This is a genomic window from Campylobacter sp. 2014D-0216 (assembly GCF_014931215.1).
GTDB lineage: Bacteria > Campylobacterota > Campylobacteria > Campylobacterales > Campylobacteraceae > Campylobacter_D.
The window spans coordinates 946,958-968,087 of sequence record NZ_CP063089.1; the positions used below are offsets into that span (position 1 = coordinate 946,958).

At 31.6% G+C, this 21,130-nt stretch carries 16 protein-coding genes; 5 read left to right on the forward strand and 11 right to left on the reverse strand.

Going from position 1 to position 21,130, the window contains the following annotated elements; translation table 11 throughout:
• Window positions 1-3: 3 nt before the first annotated feature.
• Window positions 4-831 (reverse strand): polyphosphate kinase 2, encoded by an 828-nt coding sequence (gene ppk2, locus A0083_RS04765; protein WP_197552508.1) that lies wholly within the window; start codon window positions 829-831, stop codon window positions 4-6.
• Window positions 832-923: 92 nt separating this feature from the next.
• On the opposite strand from ppk2, the gene dsbD reads away from it, so the two are divergent.
• On the forward strand, window positions 924-2,615 hold the full coding sequence (gene dsbD, locus A0083_RS04770) for a protein-disulfide reductase DsbD (protein ID WP_197552510.1): 1,692 nt from the start codon (window positions 924-926) through the stop codon (window positions 2,613-2,615).
• Between the two features lie 20 nt (window positions 2,616-2,635).
• Here the strand turns inward: dsbD and A0083_RS04775 are convergent, their stop codons facing one another.
• A complete protein-coding gene (locus tag A0083_RS04775; protein ID WP_197552512.1) occupies window positions 2,636-3,811 on the reverse strand; it encodes an NAD(P)/FAD-dependent oxidoreductase in 1,176 nt (391 codons plus the stop codon).
• 103 nt (window positions 3,812-3,914) lie between these two features.
• On the opposite strand from A0083_RS04775, the gene A0083_RS04780 reads away from it, so the two are divergent.
• Window positions 3,915-5,279, forward strand: coding sequence for a sodium-dependent transporter (locus tag A0083_RS04780; RefSeq protein ID WP_197552514.1), 1,365 nt, complete (start codon window positions 3,915-3,917; stop codon window positions 5,277-5,279).
• Here A0083_RS04780 and A0083_RS04785 read toward each other — a convergent pair.
• From A0083_RS04785 to A0083_RS04805, 5 genes are all read right to left on the reverse strand, one after another.
• Window positions 5,264-6,142: a 1-aminocyclopropane-1-carboxylate deaminase/D-cysteine desulfhydrase gene (locus A0083_RS04785; RefSeq protein ID WP_197552516.1), complete on the reverse strand. Its 879-nt coding sequence runs from the start codon at window positions 6,140-6,142 to the stop codon at window positions 5,264-5,266. The two genes, A0083_RS04780 and A0083_RS04785, sit on opposite strands and share 16 nt — an antisense overlap.
• Complete coding sequence (locus A0083_RS04790) at window positions 6,129-7,079, reverse strand: OmpA family protein (protein ID WP_120759169.1); 951 nt, start codon at window positions 7,077-7,079, stop codon at window positions 6,129-6,131. The genes A0083_RS04785 and A0083_RS04790 overlap by 14 nt, the downstream gene beginning before the upstream one ends.
• Window positions 7,066-8,397 (reverse strand): MotA/TolQ/ExbB proton channel family protein, encoded by a 1,332-nt coding sequence (locus A0083_RS04795; protein WP_120759171.1) that lies wholly within the window; start codon window positions 8,395-8,397, stop codon window positions 7,066-7,068. The genes A0083_RS04790 and A0083_RS04795 overlap by 14 nt, the downstream gene beginning before the upstream one ends.
• 75 nt (window positions 8,398-8,472) lie before the next feature.
• The gene (gene fbaA, locus A0083_RS04800; protein WP_120759173.1) at window positions 8,473-9,537 is read right to left on the reverse strand and encodes a class II fructose-bisphosphate aldolase; all 1,065 of its coding nucleotides are present in this window, start codon (window positions 9,535-9,537) and stop codon (window positions 8,473-8,475) included.
• Window positions 9,537-10,352, reverse strand: a complete 816-nt coding sequence (locus tag A0083_RS04805; protein WP_197552518.1) for a peptidylprolyl isomerase — start codon at window positions 10,350-10,352, stop codon at window positions 9,537-9,539. Before A0083_RS04805 ends, fbaA begins: the two co-directional genes overlap by 1 nt.
• A 79-nt stretch (window positions 10,353-10,431) precedes the next feature.
• Here A0083_RS04805 and nth point away from each other — a divergent pair, with 79 nt between their 5' ends.
• Window positions 10,432-11,058, forward strand: coding sequence for an endonuclease III (gene nth / locus A0083_RS04810; RefSeq protein WP_197552520.1), 627 nt, complete (start codon window positions 10,432-10,434; stop codon window positions 11,056-11,058).
• 23 nt (window positions 11,059-11,081) lie between these two features.
• Here the strand turns inward: nth and gltS are convergent, their stop codons facing one another.
• The 4 genes from gltS to A0083_RS04830 form a co-directional block, all read right to left on the reverse strand.
• Window positions 11,082-12,290 carry a sodium/glutamate symporter gene (gltS, locus tag A0083_RS04815; protein WP_120759178.1) on the reverse strand — a complete coding sequence of 403 codons (1,209 nt, stop codon included), beginning with the start codon at window positions 12,288-12,290 and terminating at the stop codon, window positions 11,082-11,084.
• Between the two features lie 115 nt (window positions 12,291-12,405).
• A complete protein-coding gene (locus A0083_RS04820; RefSeq protein WP_197552522.1) occupies window positions 12,406-13,746 on the reverse strand; it encodes a TolC family protein in 1,341 nt (446 codons plus the stop codon).
• 1 nt (window position 13,747) lies between these two features.
• A complete protein-coding gene (locus A0083_RS04825) occupies window positions 13,748-15,676 on the reverse strand; it encodes an ABC transporter permease (protein WP_197552524.1) in 1,929 nt (642 codons plus the stop codon).
• Window positions 15,673-16,806 (reverse strand): efflux RND transporter periplasmic adaptor subunit, encoded by a 1,134-nt coding sequence (locus tag A0083_RS04830; RefSeq protein ID WP_197552526.1) that lies wholly within the window; start codon window positions 16,804-16,806, stop codon window positions 15,673-15,675. The genes A0083_RS04825 and A0083_RS04830 overlap by 4 nt, the downstream gene beginning before the upstream one ends.
• Before the next feature lie 129 nt (window positions 16,807-16,935).
• Here A0083_RS04830 and A0083_RS04835 point away from each other — a divergent pair, with 129 nt between their 5' ends.
• Both A0083_RS04835 and A0083_RS04840 read left to right on the forward strand, forming a co-directional pair.
• Window positions 16,936-17,544, forward strand: a complete 609-nt coding sequence (locus A0083_RS04835) for a nitroreductase family protein (protein ID WP_197552528.1) — start codon at window positions 16,936-16,938, stop codon at window positions 17,542-17,544.
• A 66-nt stretch (window positions 17,545-17,610) separates the two neighbouring features.
• Window positions 17,611-21,123, forward strand: a complete 3,513-nt coding sequence (locus tag A0083_RS04840) for an acyl-[ACP]--phospholipid O-acyltransferase (protein ID WP_197552530.1) — start codon at window positions 17,611-17,613, stop codon at window positions 21,121-21,123.
• The last annotated feature ends 7 nt before the right edge of the window (window positions 21,124-21,130 follow it).

Sequence of the window (21,130 nt, forward strand, 5' to 3'; positions counted from 1 at the left end):
CCTTTATTTTTTATCAAATTTTTTAAGTTTTTCATCATTCAAACTCAGCTCCATTTTTCGAATTTCTTCCTCGCCACTACGCACTAATTTTTTATCATATTGAAAGTATTTATTTTTAATTTTATTAGGATATTCTAAAGCATGTAGCAAATACTTAAACAAATTAATCCTTGCTTTCTTTTTATTATCTGAGTTGATAATCACCCAAGGACATTTTGGTGTATTAGAAGCTAAAAGCATAGAATATTTTGCTAAAGTATATTTGTCCCATAATTCTTGGGATTTTTCATCCACTGGGGAAAGTTTGTATTGTTTTAATGGATCTATCCTTCTTTGTTCAAAGCGCTTTTTTTGCTCTTGTTTAGAGACTGAAAAATAAAATTTAAAAAATAAAATTCCACTATCAAGCAACATTTCCTCAAAAGAAGCTACTTCACGCAAGAATTTTTTATGTTCATTTGGGGTGCAAAACCCCATAACAGGCTCCACCCCTGCTCTATTGTACCAAGATCTATCAAAAATCACTATCTCACCAGCAGCGGGCAAATGCGTCACATAGCGCTGAAAATACCATTGTGTTTTTTCTACATCGCTTGGTTTTTCAAGTGCAACCACACGACAACCCCTAGGATTTAAATGCTCAATAAGCCTTTTAATAGCCCCACCCTTTCCTGCAGCATCACGTCCTTCGATCAAAATCAAGACCTTCAAACCCTTTTCTTTTACATGGTTTTGAAATTTCAAAAGCTCAATTTGCAATCTTTTAAGTTCATTTTCATATTCAAGAGTAGATTTTTTAACCTTAATGAGAGTAAATTTATCCTTACCCATAATTTGCTCCTTGATTGAGGATGATTATTAACTTAAATTTACCACAAATAAGTAAAATAAAACAAATTTAAAATTTAATTTCAAGGATAAAAATGCGTTTTTTTGCGGTATTTTTTATTTTTTTAAATTTAGCCTTTGCTAACAATGGAGTATTGTCTCTTAGCGAAGCATTTAAGCTCAATACCCACAGCGATAGCCAAGGAATTTTTCTAAAAATCAACCTTGCTGATCGAATTTATCTTTACAAAGATCAAATCAAAGTTGAATTAAACTCCAACAACATTACTTCTTTACTCAATTTTCCACCAACACAAACAAGAGAAAATAAAGAAGTAATCTTTAAACAACTAGAACTCTTCATTCCTCAACTCCTACTTGATGATTTCATAAAAAACAAGCAAGCAAAATTAAATTTAGTATATCAAGGATGTTCAGAAGAAGGCTTATGTTATCGTCCTGTATATGTAGACTACACGCTTTATAAGCAAAATGGAATTTATGTTATCAATTCAGCTAAAGATCAGTTTAAAAAACAAAGCGAAGATGAGCAAATTGCAAGTGATCTTAGCACGCAAAATATATTCATCACACTCGTGACATTTTTTGGTTATGGTTTATTGCTAGCACTTACCCCTTGTATTTTACCGATGATCCCTATTTTATCATCATTAATTGCAATGAAGCTTAAAGATAAACCTTCCAAAAAACATAGCTTTTATTTATCGTTTGTATATGTATTTTTTATGTCTTTAGCTTATGCTATAGCAGGTGCTTTGGTGGGATTTGCTGGAGCAAATGTACAAGGTTTATTGCAACAACCTTGGATCATCATCACATTTGCAAGTATTTTTGTTTTGCTTTCTTTCTCTATGTTTGGGCTTTATGACTTACAACTTCCACTTAAATTTCAAAATTACATCAATAAAAAAATTGAAGGTAAAAATGGGGTTTTTGGCATAGCTGTTATGGGTTTTTTATCAGCACTCATTGTAGGACCTTGTGTAGCAGCACCTTTAGCAGGTGCTTTACTTTACATCACTAATAGCGGAGATGTCTTTTTAGGAGGACTTTCTTTATTTGTGATGAGTTTTGGTATGGGTATGCCTTTACTTTTAATCGGTCTTGGTGGAAGCTTTTTAAAAAGTGGCGCATGGGTGCTCAAGATAAAAACTTTCTTTGGTTTTATCATGTTAATTATGGCAGTTTGGATGCTTGAAAGAATACTTAGCGCAAACATTATTTTAATGCTTTATGGGGTTATTGGGGTATTTTTTGTAAGCTTTATGGGCTTATTTGATGAAGTAAAAAATAACTTTGATAAATTTAAAAAAGCAAGTATGATTTTAATTTTAGTTTATAGCTTAAGTATACTTTTAGGTGGTTTTATGGGATCTAAAAGCCTATTAAAACCTCTTGAGTTTAACCTTGCTTCTAAAGAAATTGATACTAGTTTGAATTTTAAAACCATTAAAAATTTAAAAGAACTTGAACAAGAACTACAAAATTCAACCCAACCCATTATGCTTGATTTTACAGCCGCATGGTGTGAAAATTGCAAACTCTTAGAAGAGTATACCTTTAAAGATACTAGAGTGCAAAATTTACTTGCCAAATACACTCTACTAAAAGCAGATGTAACACATAATACTCAAGAAGATTTAGAGCTTATGAAAGAGCTAAATGTTTTTGGTCCACCTGTAATGATATTTTTTAACAAAAGTGAAGAAAAAGGTCGTATTATCGGCTATGTGGATGCAGATGAATTTTTAAATAGAGTTCCTTAAAAACTCTATTTAAATTAATTTTATTTGAAAAAACCTTTTATTCCTTCAAGTTGGTATTGCCACAATTTCTCTATAAAAATTTTAAGCTTGATCGCTAAATAACCGCTAATTGGTTTATGTAAAACCGTACCAACAGCATAATCATTACCAATAGAACAAACCGTATTTCCACTTACAAAAGAAAATTCTTGCTTAAATTCCTCCTCATCTACCAAAGCCTTTAAAGCTTTAGCCACATAAGCACCTTCTCTTAATGCAAGTTGTGCAGTTGGTGGATAAGGAGCATTGGTTTTAGGATCTTTAAATAAGCTATTATCCCCGATAAAAAAATACTTTGATGCATTTTCTACATTTAATGGATGCATAAAAGCATCTACTTCTACACGAGATCTTGCACTTGGAAAATCTGTGCTATTTTCGATTACGCTATTGCCTCTAACCCCAGCGGTCCAAATGATAGTGTTTGCCTTAATAAACATACCTCCATCAAGCTTGATACCATTTTTCTCACACTCTATAATTTTTGATTTTTCATAAACTTTAACACCAAGTTGCTCCAATCTTTGCTTTGCTTTTAAGGCTAGTTTCTTTTCAAACATCGGTAGGATTTGATCCATAGCTTCAATAAGGGAAAGTTCTATTTTATTATGATCGATCTGTTCTTTTTGACAAAAAGTCTTAAGCTCTTTAGCTAAAGAAGCTACAAATTCCACTCCGCTTAACCCCCCACCGCAGACTGTGATTTTTAAATCATCTTCATTGTGAGTGTTTTTGTAGTCTTGGATTTTATTATAAATGACTTCATTAATTTTTAAAGCATTTTCATAATTATCTATACTCAAAGCATATTCTTGCATACCTTTGATACCGAAAGTTTCCTTAGCAAAACCAAGCCCACACACTAAAATATCAAAATCAAATTCGCCATTTTGAGTAAAAACTTTGTCTTTAGAAATTTTTAAAACTTTATCTTGAATAAAATTGATTTTTGGATTCAGCAAAGGCAAAAGATCGTATTTTGAGCTATAAATATCTTCATTAGAAGCTACTTTATGTAATAAAATAGTGTGATAATGATATGAATAATTACTAATCAAACTTACCTGTACTTTTTCAAACAATTCATCTGGTAGAGCTTTTATCGCTGATAAGGTAGCATATCCTGCGCCTAAAAACAAAATTTTCTTTTTTTGCATGGATTTTCCTTTAATTTGATAAAAAAATAAATAAAAATTTGGCATAATGGTATTATTTTTTATCTTAAAATATTTTTTATTTAATTTTAGTAAGGAAAAAAGCATGCAAAGACAAACTTGGAGCAACACGCTAACTTACATACTCACTGTCGCAGGAGCAACGATAGGTTTTGGAGCTACCTGGCGTTTTCCGTATTTAGTAGGTGAAAATGGTGGTGGTGCTTATGTTTTAGCCTTTTGTATCGCAATGATTTTTATAGGAATTCCCGTAATTTTAGTGGAAAATGTCATAGGAAGACGCAGAATGCTAAATTCAGTTGACGCTTTTGGTGGAAAAACCAATAATGGTGTCAAAATAGCACGCCCATGGCAAGGCGTTGGCTATATGGGGCTTTTGGGTAGTTTTGGAATTATGGCTTATTATATGGTTATAGGTGGTTGGGTCTTGGCTTATATTTTTAAGATCATCATAGGTGATTTCAATCTTTCAACACCAATTGATGCTCAATATACTAGTGAATTTTACAATACAACTATCGAAAACAACCCTTTATTAATAGGTGTTTTTACCACAATTTTTGTGGCGATTAATTGGATTATTTTAAAAAAAGGTATCATTGATGGCATAGAAAAATCCGTAAAATATCTTATGCCATTTTTATTTATCTGTCTTTTGATCGTTGTTGCACGCAATTTAACTCTTGATGGTGCAAGTGAAGGTGTGAAATTTTACCTTACCCCTAATCTTTCTAAGATCACTCCTAAGTTATTTATAGATGTTTTAGGACAAGTATTTTTTGCACTTTCTTTAGGTTTTGGTGTAATGATTACCCTATCTTCTCATCTTAAAAAAAATGAAAATTTGATCAAAACTTCTATCTATACTGGGATCTTAAACACTCTTATAGCAGTGCTTGCTGGATTTATGATTTTCCCTGCTTTATTTAGTGTAGGTCTAACCCCTGATAGCGGTCCATCTTTGGTTTTTAAAACCCTGCCTGTAGCATTTTCACATATACCTTTTGGCGGTTTAATTTGTGTATTTTTCTTTTTACTTTTGATCATTGCTGCGCTTACTACTAGTTTACCAATTTATCAAGTGATCATTAGTGTTTTAGAGGAAAAATTTAAACTGGCTAAAAATACTGCGATTAACCTCACACTTGGAACCATTTTTATATTAGGAAATTTACCTTGTATACTTACCTATGGTCCTTTAAGAGATATCACCATCATTAAGGGAAAGAATATCTTTGATAGTTTTGATTTTATCAGTGGAAATATCTTTTTTGTTTTAACTGCATTTTTTTGCTGCATTTATGTAGGTTGGGTGCTAAAAAAAGATGCTATTTATGAGCTTTCCAACCAAAATACCTTAAAAGGCAATATTTTTACACTGTGGTATTACTATGTTAAATTCATTATACCTTTGATTATCTTAGTGATTTTTTATTATGGTATTTTTTGATTTTTAAATTTATACTCATAGCGTTTTAACATACTTATATTTCCCTCAAGGCCTCCTTGATGGATATATAAGATTTTTTCACCGAGTTGTTCTTTATGGGCTAATAAAGTTTTAAAGCCTACCATATCATAAAGCAAATCAAACTCTACTTTACACTCTCTTTTTAAATCATCATAAAGCTCATATAATTCCAAATATGGTTTAGCAAAATGATATTTTTTAAGTGGATTTAATATAGTTAAATTATTAAAATCATAATTTGGTTCCAAAGCTAAGATTTGTTCTTTTAAATACGCACTATCGCCTACACAAGCACATGTAAACACTTTAAATTGACTATGTTTAGCCAAAAAAGCCGCAGAAGTTCCTGTGCCTGAGGGTAAAAAAATACTTACATTTTCGTTTAATTGTTCACTAAGCTCTAAAGCAAGTTGTTTATAGCCAAACTCAGCTTCTTTTATAGCCACACCCTCTTCTATGAAAATATCATCATCTTTTTTTAAAGCCAAGGCTTGTAATCTTCTTGTGGGATAGCTCTCATTTTCCACTAAGATAACATTATGTTTTAAAGCAAACTCTAAATTACCATGGGGGTTTTCTTTTAAAAAAGTACTAATTTTTTCACAAACAAAAATAAGCAAAAAATCATTCTCATAGCAAAATTTAGCCAAAGCAACCAAGGCATTGCTTTGAGAAGAACCAAAAGAAATAAATCTTTGTCCTTTTTTGAATAAATGTTTATTTTTTTCAAACAAGGCTAGCTTCCTAGCCTTGTTTCCGTTGATATAACCTAGTAAATCATCTCTTTTGAGTAAAAATTCAAAATCTTTGTATTTTACAACATCAATTCTACTTGCTATCAAGGTATTTTTCAACCTTTTCTAAAGCATTATTTGTATTGATATTAAATTTTATCTCTATCCTACGGCTTGCTTCTTTATCTTCTTTACCATCTTTCATAATCACATCAGAGTAAGACCTACCACTTGCCATTAAAAGCTTTTGCAATCTTGGATCTTTATAAAATGAATGGATAAAACTCATCACCGCATAAGCTCTCTTTTGCGATAAATCAAGGTTGTATATATAAGAACCCGCACTATCTGTGTGACCTTCTATCACTATATTTTCTATACTGTTTAAGATATTTTCATCTTTTAAGATATTATCAAAATACTGTGTTAAGATCACCTTTAAATTTTCTTTTGCTTGTGCTTTTAAAGTAAAAGAATTGGTATCAAAAAGTACTTCAGAAGGTAAAACTATCGCACCTGAATTAGAATCCAAAGTGATATTTGTATCAAATTTGGCTTGAAGATTTTTAATGGTATTTTCTTTGATTAGGCCTAATTCTTTGATTTTGGACTTAGCTTCTTCAAAGTTGTGTTCTAGTTCTTTAATTTCTTCATCTTTTTTATTTAACCTCTCAAGCAAGGCAAAAATTTGTTGATCTTTTTCATCTAAACTTGAATTTAAATCTTGATTAAGCTTTGTGATATTTGCTTCTAAAGCTTGCTTTTGTTTACTAACATCATCAAGTGTACTTGAAGTAGTATTGAGCTTTTGACTAAGGCTTTTTAAAATATCCTCTTTTTGATTTAATTCTTCTTTGTTTTCTCTTAGACGCTCTTCTTGTTTTTGTAAATTTTCCTTAATGGTTTGTAAGTCACTTTGAGTTAAAACATACTTAACTACTATAGCACCAATAAGCAAGATAAATATAAAAAGCAAACCTGCCATTAAATCAGCATAAGCAATCCAAAAATTATTTTCTTCGCTATTAGAATTATTTTTTATCATCTACTTTTTCATCTTCTTTTTGATTTTCAAGTTTGGCTATCACTTGCGAGGTTTGCTCATCTAATTCTTTGCTTTCTTCTTTAAATTCTTGCATTAAAGAAATTTTTTCATCGATATTTTTCTCATCTTCATAGGCTTCTTTAAAAGTATGCATTCCTTCTATAATACTTGCTTTAAAACCTTCAAAAAGCTTGGTTTGATTATCAAGCATAAGATTTTGATATTTTTCTATATTATTTGAAAAATTATTCACTTTATCATCTAAAGCACTCACGCTTTTATCTAGATGAACAATTTTATCCGAACTCACATCTAAAAGTCTATTGTATTGCTCTGAAATTCTCAAAGTTAATTCTTTAATATTTGAATTTAACATATTAACCGCATTTGCGATTTCACTATAAGTTTTCACGATGTCCTTTTGTTCTCTTTGGGTTTTAGATAAATCACTCATAGTTTGTTTCACATGCTCACTGCTTAATCTTACAGCCTTTTCTTCAGCATTTACAAGTTCTTGAAAAACCTTAAATTTTCTATCTATTGTATGATCTAATTCTTTGAAAAACTCTTCATTGCTAACATGCTCAAAAATCGTGCCAATTTTTTCAAAGTGTTGCAAACTTTCCTGAAGGTATTTTCTGTCGATTTCTTCTTTAGACCAGAAAAAATCACTTGTTGCATTTTTTTGACGATTTAAGAGTTTTTGAAATTTACTACTGCCATATTTTTCGAAAAATATCCACCAAAGTGCTAAAAAAATTCCATAGATTGAAACATAAAAGGCAGTTCCTACTCCATTGAGTAAAACTGAAATTTCTTGCTCTAAGCCTGCTGTATCACTTGAATTAAAATTAGGCATAGACATTGCTATACTTATAAAAGTCCCCAAAATACCGAGCATAGGAAAAATAGCTGCGCCTACAGAAGCAAAATTTTCATTTCTTAGATCTTTCACATAAGCATAAGCAAAATCATCAAAACTCGCGTTAGATTTTGTCTCTTTACCTATAACTAAAAAATGCTTCATAATGTAGCGTTTTAAAATAAGCTTAAATTCATCTTTTTGCTGCTCGAAAATACTCGAAGCATAATCAGCACTATGTCTTGCAAAAATCAAAGCCACTAAAAAGATAATCCCTATCATTACAACACTATGTAATTCTACTTTAAAATCAATCTTACCAAAATACCCCAAAAGAACCAAAATATACAACATAGCAGGGATAAATATAATCTTTAAATACGCAACAATCCCTGTACTACCTTTTCCTTCAGGCAATACAAGATCAGAAAAATCATCAGTTGTTTTAACTTCCATTTTATAAACCTTTGTTAATTTTACTCTAAAAATTGAAAATCTTCACAGGAAAATCAACTAAGAGTTATAAAACTCTTAGTTTCTATCGATACAATTTAAATCGCTAAAAGCACACTCTAAGCGTTTGATCATACTTTCTTCGCCCGCTCTAAGCCATACTCTTGGATCGTAGTATTTTTTATTTGGCTTATCATCGCCCTCAGGATTGCCAATTTGCCCTTGCAAATAAGCTTTATTTTTAAACTCATACTCTCTCACGCCATCCCAAAAAGCCCATTGAGTATCTGTGTCTATATTCATCTTAATCACGCCATAGCTAAGTGCTGCTTTGATATCTTCTATATCACTTCCACTACCGCCATGAAAGACAAAATTGATCGGTTTTTCTTCACTTAAGCCAAATTTTTCTTTTACATAATTTTGAGAATTTTTAAGAATTTCAGGTCTTAAAATTACATTGCCTGGTTTATACACTCCATGCACATTACCAAAACTTGCCGCGATCGAAAACCTATCACTAATCTTAGAAAGTCTTTCATAAGCTAAAGCTACATCTTCAGGCTGAGTGTATAATTTTGCATTATCGATGTTGGTATTATCCACTCCATCTTCTTCTCCACCTGTACACCCTAACTCAAGCTCCAAAGAAATCCCAAGTTCAGACATTTGTTTTAAGTAATTTTCACACGTGCTTAAATTACTCTCTAAATCCTCTTCACTTAAATCAATCATATGAGAGCTAAATAAAGGTTTACCTGTTTCCTTTTTAAACTCAATATTTGCCTCAATTAAAGCATCAATCCAAGGAAGTAATTTTCTAGCAGCATGATCTGTATGTAAAATCACAGGCACGCCATAAGCTTTTGCCATTAAATGCACATGTCTTGCACCACTTATTGCACCAAGTACATCAGCTTTTGGGCAAGCTTTTCCCGCTACAAATTTAGCTCCACCATTTGAAAATTGAATAATCACAGGCGAATTAACTTTTTTAGCGCTTTCTAAAACCGCATTGATAGAATTTGTCCCTACGACATTCACCGCAGGGATAGCAAAACCTTCTTTTTTTGCATAATTATATACGATATTTAGATCATCACCACTTAACACACCTGGCTTAACAAGATCTAATACGCCCATTATTTGTATTCCACTTTTACTTTTTGAAGAAGATCTTGAGCTTTTTTATTCATAAGCTCTTTAAATTCTTCCATTTTAATTGTATTTTCTATACCTGCTTTTACTTCATTAAATCCTACAGTGCTTTTTGCTCTTGCATCTTCTTTTAAGATAACATGATACCCAAAATCACTTTTCACAGGAGTTTTAGAAATAGTACCTTTTTTCATAGAAAAAGCCGCATCAGCAAATGGTTTTACCATAGTTGATTCAGCAAACCAACCAAGATCACCACCTTGAGCTGAAGAACCTTTATCTATTGATTTTTCTTTTGCAAGTTGAGCAAATTTATCATTTAGAGCTTTTCCGCTTAGTTTACTAAGCTGAGCAATGATATCTTTAGCTTCTTTTTCATTAGTTACTAAAATATGTTTAGCTTTTACTTGAGCTGGTTTAGTAAATTTATCTTTATTTGCTTCGTAGTATTTTTTAGCTTTCGCATCGTTATTTTTAATAGAATCGAAAATTTTCTTTTGGTAGATATTTACCAAAATAGCTTCTTTAGCACGCTCTAATTCTTCTTTATAAGAAGGGTCGTTTTCAATTTTTTGAGCCTTAGCATCTTTTAATACAAGTTGTTGAATGATGTATTGATCAATGATTGCTTTTTTTTGCTCAGCTGGCAAATCGTTGATTTTAGCACCTCTTAACATAGGAGCAAAAAATTCATTAACTTCCGTATCGCTAATGTTGTTTCCATCAAGGGTTGCAACCACCGCAGCATTCAAACTCAAACCTGTCAACAAAGCCGCAGCAACTAAAGAAATTTTTTTCATTGTTTTTCCTTTTGAAATAGTTTTGTTAATTTTATTATATCTAAACTTTATTTAAAGCCGATTAACATACAATAAGTTTATGAAAAGAAATTTAGAAATTAAAGAATTATTTTTACAGCATTTTGGACAAGCAAAAACAGAATTAGTTTTCACCAATGCCTATGAACTCTTAGTTTGTGTTATGCTTTCAGCACAATGTACTGATAAAAGGGTTAATCTCATCACACCTGCTTTATTTAAAGCTTATCCTAGCGTACAAGATTTGGCTAAGGCAAACTTATCATCTTTGAAGCTTTTGATTAATTCTTGCTCATTTTATAACAACAAAGCGCAAAATTTAATCAAAATGGCTCAAGCAGTTTGCGGACAGTTTAATGGCGAAATTCCTCTAAATGAGCAAGATTTAAAAAGTCTGGCAGGAGTAGGACAAAAAACCGCACATGTAGTGATGATAGAATGGTGTGGGGCTAATTGCATGGCTGTTGACACCCATGTTTTTAGAGTTTCACATAGACTTCATCTTAGCAAGGCTAAAACTCCTGAAGAAACTGAAAAAGACTTAACTAAAATTTTTAAAGACAATCTCAACTATCTCCATCAAGCTATGGTGCTTTTTGGACGCTATACATGCAAGGCTAAAAATCCTTTGTGCAAAGAGTGCTTTTTAAATCATTTATGTAAGAGTAAAGATAAAAAATTAATCTAGCACTAATTTAGTGCTAGATGATTTTAATGGAAAAATGGTAGATATAAGAAAGCATTAATCACTAAAGCATTCACAATATCTATAAAGAATGCGCCCACCAAAGGCACGATAATAAACGCCATGTGGCTCATACCATAGTGATTTGTTACAGTTTGCATATTTACCATAGCTGTTGGAGTAGCCCCTAAACCAAAACCACAATGTCCTGCTGCTAAAACCGCTGCATCATAGTCTTTTCCACACACTCTAAAAGTAATAAATATAGCAAAAGCCGCCATCATTGCAACTTGTACTACTAAGATAACTAGCATTGGTAAAGCTAGGGTAACTAAATCCCAAAGATTAATTGTCATCAATGCTAAAGCTAAAAATAAAGACAAGCTCACATTACCTAAAACTGACACTTCTCTATCAAACACATGATGAATTTTTGTAGCTGATAAAACATTTCTTAAAACCACACCCACAAAAAGACAATAAACAAAAGTTGGCAAAGTAAACCCTGTATTGGTTTTAATATAAGCAGATAAAGCACTACCTATTAACAAACACAAAGCAATCAATGCTAAAGACTCTATAAAAGAAGATGGAGTGATTAATCTTTCTTTTTCTGGAGATTGGAAATTTAAAATCGCATCTTTATCATCGTTTTGTTTTGGAACCACTAGTTTATGCTTATTGACTAGGTATCTTGCAACCGGTCCACCAATGATACCACCCGAAATAAGACCAAATGTTGCACACGCAATAGCAACTGTAGTTGCACTTGAATAAAGGTAAGGTTCTTTGATAAATTCAGCCGCCCAAGCTGCACCCGTACCGTGTCCACCGCTCATTGTAACAGAACCTGCAATAAGCCCCATAAGTGGATTTTGTCCCATAGCAGTTGCTACACCTATACCAACAATATTTTGTGCAAATAATAAACCAACTACTACTACCAAGAAAATCGCTAATTTTCTTCCACCTTTTTTTAGTGAAGCAAAATCAGCTAGCAAACCAATACTTGAAAAGAATGCAAGCATTAAAGGATCTTTCATAGATTCATCAAATTTGATATTCAATGAAAAAGAACTATGTAAGATTAAAAGAACAATCGCAGCAATTCCACCGCCAACAACAGGCTCAGGGATGTTATAATCACGAAGGAATTTTACCCTTTTAATGACAAAAACGCCTAAAAGTAATACTATAACCATAGTAACTAGCGTTGCATAAAAATCAAATTTCATATCTCTCCTTTGTTTGATTTATTTATCAATTGTATTCTAAATGACTTTAAAACAACGCAAATTAATATTGTACTTTAACTACAATATTACAAAATGAAACATTTTTAAGTCTATTTTACTCTGAAATCAAAACAATATTATGATATAAATTAATATTTTTAAGCAAGGAAAGCTTTGCTCTACTAAGTTCTTGAAGTGAATTAATAAGCAAGGCATCTGCATCAAGGTAATCTTTTAATTCACTACGCCCTAATTCATACTTTTCATAATAAAGCTGTGTAATTTTTGCTTGATTTGCATTGATATCTTTTACCAAATTTAACAAATCATTATAATATCTATCATTTTCATAACAAAGTTTAAATTCATGAATGGCTTTTTGCAATACATCTTTATATTCAAATAAACGAGCTTGATAGGCTAATTCTGAAATTTTGACATTTTGTTTTACTCTATAAAAGTCCAAAAATGGAAGTTCAATGGCTACATTTCCACCTAAAAATAAGAATTTAAAACTCTCATCTATATCTGTATGGTTTCCATTTAAAGCACCTAATACTTTTATGCTAGGCAAAATACCTTTTTGAATGCTTGAATAATCCTTATAAGAAGCTTTAAGTTGATTTAACTTTGCTTGCACCTGTGGTTTATAAGCAAGCATATTTAATTCTATATCAAAATTAAGCTTGTGCATAGAAAAATCATCTAAACTATAAGCTAGTATTGCATTGATCAAATTTTCATCTTCTCTACCAAGCAGATCTTTAATATTTTTAAGCGTTAAGTCTTTATTTTGCAAATTTGCAATGATGTTTTGTCTTGTATTTAGTAAAGATTTTTTAATATTTAAAAGATCAATATATTCAACCTTACCATAATTTAATTTTGTAGTGTAAATTTCTAGCATTTTTTCAAGATTTTTTAAGTGATTATTTAACAAATGATCCACATCATTAAAGTAAATCAATTCAAAAATTGCATTTATTGCTAAATTTATTGTATCAAGCTCTAAAGCACGCAACTCATACTCACTTGCTTTTGCCAAAAACTCAGAACTTGCAACTTGATCTGAAATTTTGCCATATATATCAAGCTCATAATTTAACATAATCCCATTGGAAAAATCATGTGTTTGCAAACCATTACTTAAATTTTTTCTTACACTTGCACCCAAATTACCACTTAAGCTAGGATATAAATCTAACTTCAAAAGCTTGTATCGTGCTAAGGTACTTAAAAAATTTACTCTTGCAATATTTAAATCTTTATTATTATCAATCACAGCATCTAAAATACGATTTAAGTCTTGATTGTTATATTTTTTCCACCATGCTTTACTTGCGTTAAACTCTTCAAAATAATCTTTTTTTATCTGCTCTTGAGATACTTGTTCTAACTTCACTCCTACGCAAGCACTTAAGAAAAAAGCCATAAAAAACAATAAAAATATTTTCATTTTATTCCTTTGATAAAGCACTGATAGGATTTAAATTTGCAGCATTTTTAGCTGGAAAAAAACCAAAAACAATGCCGATTACAACTGAACTTAAAAGTCCCAAAAACACCGAATCAAGTGAAAGTATCATGGTAAAACCAATTTTTAAAGAATTAAATACTTCTATAACCACAAAAGAAAGCATTACACCTAAAATAGCCCCCAAGGAGCAAATTAACACAGCTTCGATTAAAAACTGCATTAAAATATCCTCCTTTCTTGCGCCAATTGCCATTCTTACTCCAATCTCTCTTGTACGCTCACTCACCGAAACAAGCATGATATTCATCACCCCAATACCACCTACTATCAACGATACCACTGCGATAGAAGAAATCAGTAAAGTCAATGTAGCAGTATTTTCTTCGATTTTTTGTTTAATTTTGTCTAGATTGACTGTAAAAAAATCTTTTTTTCCGCGTTTAATTTCTAAAATTTTAACAATAGCCTCTTCAGCCAATGAAGGCTCAACCTCATCTTTTACCTTAGTGACAATAACTCTTATTCTTTTATCACCTGTGATTTTATTCATCAAAGTAGAATAAGGTGTGAAAATTTTTACAGTATTTTCATCTGCACCAAAATCATCTTTATCTACCTCTTTAGAAACCCCTACAACAATCAAAGGTTGCTTATTAAAAATAATGCTTTTACCTAAAACATCTTTTGCGCTAATATTATCAAACAAAATTCTTAAAGTATTTTCATCTACAATACAAATATTTGCATTATCTTTAATATCCTCATCATTAATAAACCTACCATCAACCATCACAGATCCGCTTAGTTTTAGATGATTTGGCCCTACTCCACGAATTCTTGCTTGCAAAGAATTGTTTTTATAAGTTACCACCCCAACTCTACCGATTTCAGCTTCAACTGCTTCTAAATATGGCAAAGAATCTAAAGTTTTTAAATCACTTAGATTAAGTGTTGTTCTACCAGATCTTATATCTCCTAAATCTCTACCTGATACAATTTCTATGGTATTTGTACCTATTGAATTAATCGAAGCTAGAATTCTTTCTTGTGCACCAAGACCTAAAGCCACTACACAAACAACAGAGGCTATCCCTATGATAATACCAAGCATAGTAAGCAAAGAACGTAACTTATGTGCGATAATTGATGTAATAGACATCTTTAAACTTTCAAAGAGTTGATTTTTAAGCAAAGCTAAACTTTTTTTCTCTTTTGGCATAACCCTAGCTTGAAAATTCTCTACTTTTTTTACACCACTATCACTAATAATCTTACCATCTTTAATTTCTATAACCCTCTTTGCTTTTGCTGCAATCTCTCTATCATGAGTAACTAAAACAACAGTATGTCCTTGCTCGTTGAGTTTATTTAAAATTTCTAAAACAATCTTTCCACTTTTAGAATCAAGCGCTCCAGTTGGTTCATCAGCAAGTATCAATTCTCCTCCATTCATCAAGGCTCTTGCTATGGAAACCCTTTGTTGCTGTCCTCCGCTTAATTCATTTGGTTTAGATAATTCTTTGTGATCAAGTTCCAAAAAAGAAAGTAGTTTTTTTGCTTTTTCAAGACGTTCTTGCTTGTTTTTTCCCGCATAAACAGCAGGCAAGGCTACATTATCTTTAGCGTTTAAAAGACTAAGTAAATTATATCTTTGAAAAATAAAACCGATCTTTTCTCGCCTTATTCTTGCTTTTTCATCTTTATCAAGCTTAGTTACCTCATATTGATCTAAAAAATACTTTCCACTACTTGGTTCATCAAGCGTACCTATGATATTTAAAAGAGAAGTTTTTCCGCTACCTGATTGCCCAATGATAGCTACAAATTCTCCTTTTTGAATATAAAGATTAATATTTTCTAAAATCGTAGTATGGTTGATCTTTTTTTGAATATTTTCTAAGCATATCATTTTTTATTTTTACCCACAATTACCAAATCACCTTCACTTATACCTTCTAAAATTTGAGTATTAAGGCTGTCTTTTATACCCAATTTTACAGGCATTTTAACGCTACTTTCATCTGCTTTTAAAATTTCTACATAATAACCATTCGCATCACTTTTTATCCCTAAAGTAGGTATCACCAAAGTCTGATTTTGTGTGTTTATAGCTATTTCATTTTCAGTACTCATACCTATACGTAAAAAATTATTATCATTTTTTACAAAAACCCTAGCATAATAATACACCGCACTAGTACTAGTGCTTGAGCTTGAGTTTAAGTTAGTATTACTTGTTGCATCGCTTATAGTGGTATTAGCTGGATCTATACTAGAAATCACTGCTTCATATTTTTTATCCGGTTCATTTAAAATGCTAAATTTAACTTTTTTACCCACACTAATTTTATTAATATCAGCTTCTGCTATTTGCATGCGAATTTCCATTTCACTTAAATCAGCCAAACGCACTATACTTGGTGTATTTTGATTTGCATTTACAGTTTGACCCTCTTCAACTGCCACATTGATAATCTCACCTTTACTAGGAGCAGTTATTGTAGTGTAAGCCAAATCTTTTTGAGCATTTTTTAAAGAAATTTCAAGTTGAGTAGTTTGAGCTTTTAAATCAGCTACGTTTGCTTTTAAAGCATAAAAGGTATTTTTAAGATTTTCAAGATTTTCCAAAGAAGTAGCTTTTTTAGCATAAAGCTTTTGTTCTCTTTCATATTGTTTTGTGGCTATTTCAAGAGCAATTTTTTTACTTTCTAAATTTGCCCTTGCACTTTCAAGCTGAGCTTTTGTGATATCTAAATCATTTTGTTGTTTATCTTTGTCAATTTGAGCGATTAAATCTCCTTCATTAACATGATCACCCAACTTCACATAAAGCTTTGTAATTTGTCCACTCACCTGCGCACCAACATCTACTTGAGTTTTTGCATATACCTCACCAATTGCTTCTATACTCTGAGTTATATCCTGTCTTTTAACTTCATAAGTTAAGTAATTATACTCTTGCTTTTTTGCAAAAAAGAAAAAATACACCCCCAAAGCAAGCGTGATTAATAATATACTTAAATAAATTATCTTTTTCATTTTTCACCTTTAAAAATAAATATATTAAATCATTTGTGTGAAGTAAAAATAAAATTGTAGCAATAAAATATAATTTTAACAATTTTAAAAGCTAATAAGATATAAGATAAAACAAAAAAAGGAATCATCATGCAAAATTATTTAAATTTAATGCAAAATCGCGCTTCGATTAGATCTTACACTAAAGATAACATTTCTAGGCAAAACCTAGAATACATCTTAGAATGTGCTAGATTATCCCCTAGTTCTTTGGGACTTGAACCATGGAAATTTTTTGTCTTTCAGCAAGAAAAACATAAAAAAGAAATCGCTACCATTGCAAACAATCAAACCCATGTTGCAGATTGTGCTGCGATCATTGTTGTGATATCAAGAGCAGATTTTAAAGATTATTTTATAGAGAAACTTAAAAAACGCAATATAAGTCAAGAAGAGCTTGATAAACGCATTCAAACCTATCAACCATTTATAGATTCTATGAATTTAGAACAGCGTTTTATTTATGCAAAAGAACAAAGTTATCTTGCTATTGCAAATATCATCAATGCAGCTCATAGTTTAAATTTAGGCTCATGTGTGATTGGAGGCTTTAATCAAGAAAAAATGAACCAATATCTCCAACTAGATACTCACAAAGAAAGAGTTTCAATGCTAATCACCCTAGGCCATACAAATACCAACCCAAACACACAAAAAGCCCGTTTTGCTTTTGATGAAGTGGTAGAATTTAAAGACTGAAAATCATAAAACTTCATTTAATGTTGATATAGTAAAATAAGATTTTCAAGTTAAATGGAGTATTCAATGCAAGGAAATTTTTTAAAAATCTTTGGCGTGCTGCCATTTTTGGCAGTAGCTTTTATCAATGCTTTTGTAGACTTAGGTCACAAAATCATCATACAAAACACTATCTATAAAGTATATGAAGATAGCACTCAACTTTTTTTAACCGCTATTGTTAATGCCTTAATGCTTCTACCCTTTGTCCTTATGCTTTCACCTTCAGGTTTTTTAGCTGATAAATTCCCTAAAAATAAAATCATGAAGATGTCTGCATATTTTTCTGTGGTTTTAACCTGCATTATTTGCTTGTGTTATTATCTTGGTGCATTTTGGTTTGCTTTTGCTATGACTTTTATTATGGGGGTGCAATCTGCCTTGTATTCTCCTGCTAAATACGGCTTTATTAAAGAATTGGTAGGTAAAGAACTCTTAGCCATGGGAAATGGAGCTGTTAATGCTGTTAGTATAGTAGCTATATTAGCAGGCATGGCAGTATTTTCTCTAAGTTTTGAAATGCTCTTTGACTCAAATTTTAACGATAGTTCAGATGTTTTACAGCAAATAGCGCCTTTAGGTTTTGTTTTAATAGCCTTTTCACTATTGGAACTTTTTTTGGCACATAAACTCCCTAGTTTAAAAGAAGAAGATAAAAATTTAAGTTTTAATAAAAAACAATACTTTCAAGGAAAACTTTTAGCTTCTAATTTAAAAACTATATTTTCCCATAAGGTCATTTGGCTTTGTATTATAGGAATTTCACTTTTTTGGGCTATATCACAACTATATCTAGTAAGCTTTCCTGTATATGCAAAAAATGACCTTTTTATCGAAAATACCTTTTATGTACAGTGTTCTTTAGCTTTTTCTGGCATAGGAGTGATCATAGGATCGCTTATTAGTGGTAAATTTTCGAAAAACTATATCGAATTAGGTCTTATACCTCTTGGTGCTTTGGGTATTTTTCTTATGAGTCTTTTAATGCCGTTTTTAGAAACCTTATTAAGCTATAGTGCAGTATTTTTTGTATTTGGCTTGTGTGGTGCATTTTTCATCATACCTTTAAATTCTCTCATACAATTTCATGCTAAAGAAAATGAACTAGGAAAGGTACTAGCTGGAAACAACTTCATTCAAAATGTCTTTATGCTAGGCTTTTTAATGTTAGCTACCTTGGGTGCTTATTTAGAATTACAAGCAAGTACTTTGTTTTATTTTATTATGGTTGTAGCACTACTAGGAAGTATTTATGTACTTGGTAAATTACCTTTTTCTTTGGTGCGTTTGCTAATGAGCCTAGCCTTTTTTCAACGCTATCGCTTACTAGTAGAAGGCTTTGAGAATATCCCTGAAAAAGGCGGTGCTTTACTTTTAGGAAATCATATCTCATTTATTGATTGGGCTATAGTACAAATGGCCATACCGAGAAAAATTTATTTTGTTATGGAAAGAAGCATTTATTCAAAATGGTATATTAAAGTATTTTTAGACAAATTTGGTGTTATACCTGTTTCTAGCACTTCAAGCAAATCAAGCTTAGAATTAATCGCTATGCATATTAAAAATGGTAATCTAGTTTGTCTTTTCCCAGAAGGAGTACTTTCACGCCATGGACAGCTTAATGAATTTAAAGGTGGTTTTGAATTGGTTTGTTCCAAGCTAGAAGAACGCGATGGAGTGATTTTACCTTTTTACGTCAAAGGGCTTTGGGGAAGTGCTTTTTCAAGAAGCGATGAAGAATTTTCAGCAAGAAATCGCAAAATAAGCAAAAGAAAAATCGCTATTGCATTTGGAAAAAGTTTGCCAATACATTCTAAAAAAGAAGTAGTAAAAGCAAAAGTTTTTGAACTTTCTTTTGTTGCTTGGAAATCTCAATGTGAAAGCATGCATACCATTGCTAGAGCTTGGATTGATAGCGCTAAAAGAAATTTAAATCAAATTGCCATTGTTGACCCACTCATAGGAGGCATTACTTATAGAAAAATGCTTGCTCTAAGCTTAGTTTTTAGTTCTTTTATCAAAAACCGATCATATGATTTAAATATACAACCTACCCAAGGAAGCTATGCGCCAAAAGAAGAATGTATAGGAATTTTACTCCCTGCTTCTATGGCTAGCTCACTTTGTAATTTAAGCGTATTACTTGCAAATAAAATCGTAGTAAACTTAAATTTTACCGCTGGAACAAAAGCGATCAACCAAGCTATACAAAGTTCTCAAATTCAACAAATTTACACTTCTAGAAAATTTATAGAGAAGCTAGAAAGCAAAGGTGCGAAATTAGAATTTGAAACCCATGTTAGACTTATTTTCATGGAAGATGTAATCGCAAGTTTTAAAACTCAAAAGTTTAAAATCTTTTCTATGCTTACTTTAGTAAGTATTTTGCCTACTTGCTTGTTAAAAACATTATTTGCACCTAATAAACAAAATCTTGCCGTAGCTGCTATTTTATTTAGTAGCGGTAGTGAAGGAATGCCAAAAGGGGTAATGCTAAACAATCGCAACATATTAAGCAATATAGCACAAATTTCAGATGTATTATGTGCGAAGAATGAAGATGTAGTTTTATCCTCTTTACCACCTTTTCATGCTTTTGGGCTAACCGTAACGACATTTTTGCCTTTATTAGAAGGGATAAAAAGCGTAACTCACGCAGATCCAACCGATGCTCTAGGCGTTGCTAAGGCTGTAGCAAAAAATAATGTAAGCATTATGTGTGGTACTTCAACTTTCTTGGGTATTTATGCAAGAAATAAAAAACTTGATGCGATTATGTTTGAAAGCTTAAGAATCATTGTTTCAGGTGCTGAAAAGCTTAAAAACGAAGTAAGAACCGCTTTTGAAATGAAATTTAAAAAACCTATTTTCGAAGGCTATGGTGCCACTGAAACCACTCCGGTTGCAAGTGTAAATTTACCAAATAAATTTGACCCTGATTATTGGATTTTACACCGTGCAAACAAAGAAGGCAGCGTAGGAATGCCTTTACCAGGAAGTGCAATACGCATAGTAGATCCTTCAAGTTATAAAAGCTTAAATCATGGAGAAGATGGCTTGATACTCATTGGCGGTCATCAAGTCATGGTGGGCTACTTAAACAACAAAGAAAAAACTGATGAAGTGATCAAAGAAATCGATGGCATACGTTGGTATAACACTGGCGATAAAGGGCATGTGGATGAAGATGGCTTTTTATATATCATAGATCGCTATTCTCGTTTTGCAAAAGTTGGTGGTGAAATGGTATCTTTAGGAGCCTTAGAAGAAGAAATTGCTAAATTTATAAACACCGAAGTGGTAAAATTTTGCGCTGTTGCGCTAGAAGATGATAAAAAAGGTGAGGCGGTGTGTTTACTAATTGAGTGTCAAGAACAAGACTTCAAAGGAATTTGCGAAGCGATTAAAAACTCCACCATGCCTGCGATTTTTAAGCCAAGTAAATATTTTAAAGTAGAACAAATTCCTCTTTTAGGTTCAGGTAAGGTAGATTTAAAAGGTGCTAAAGATTTAGCTAAAAATTTACAAGAAAACTAAAAGTCCA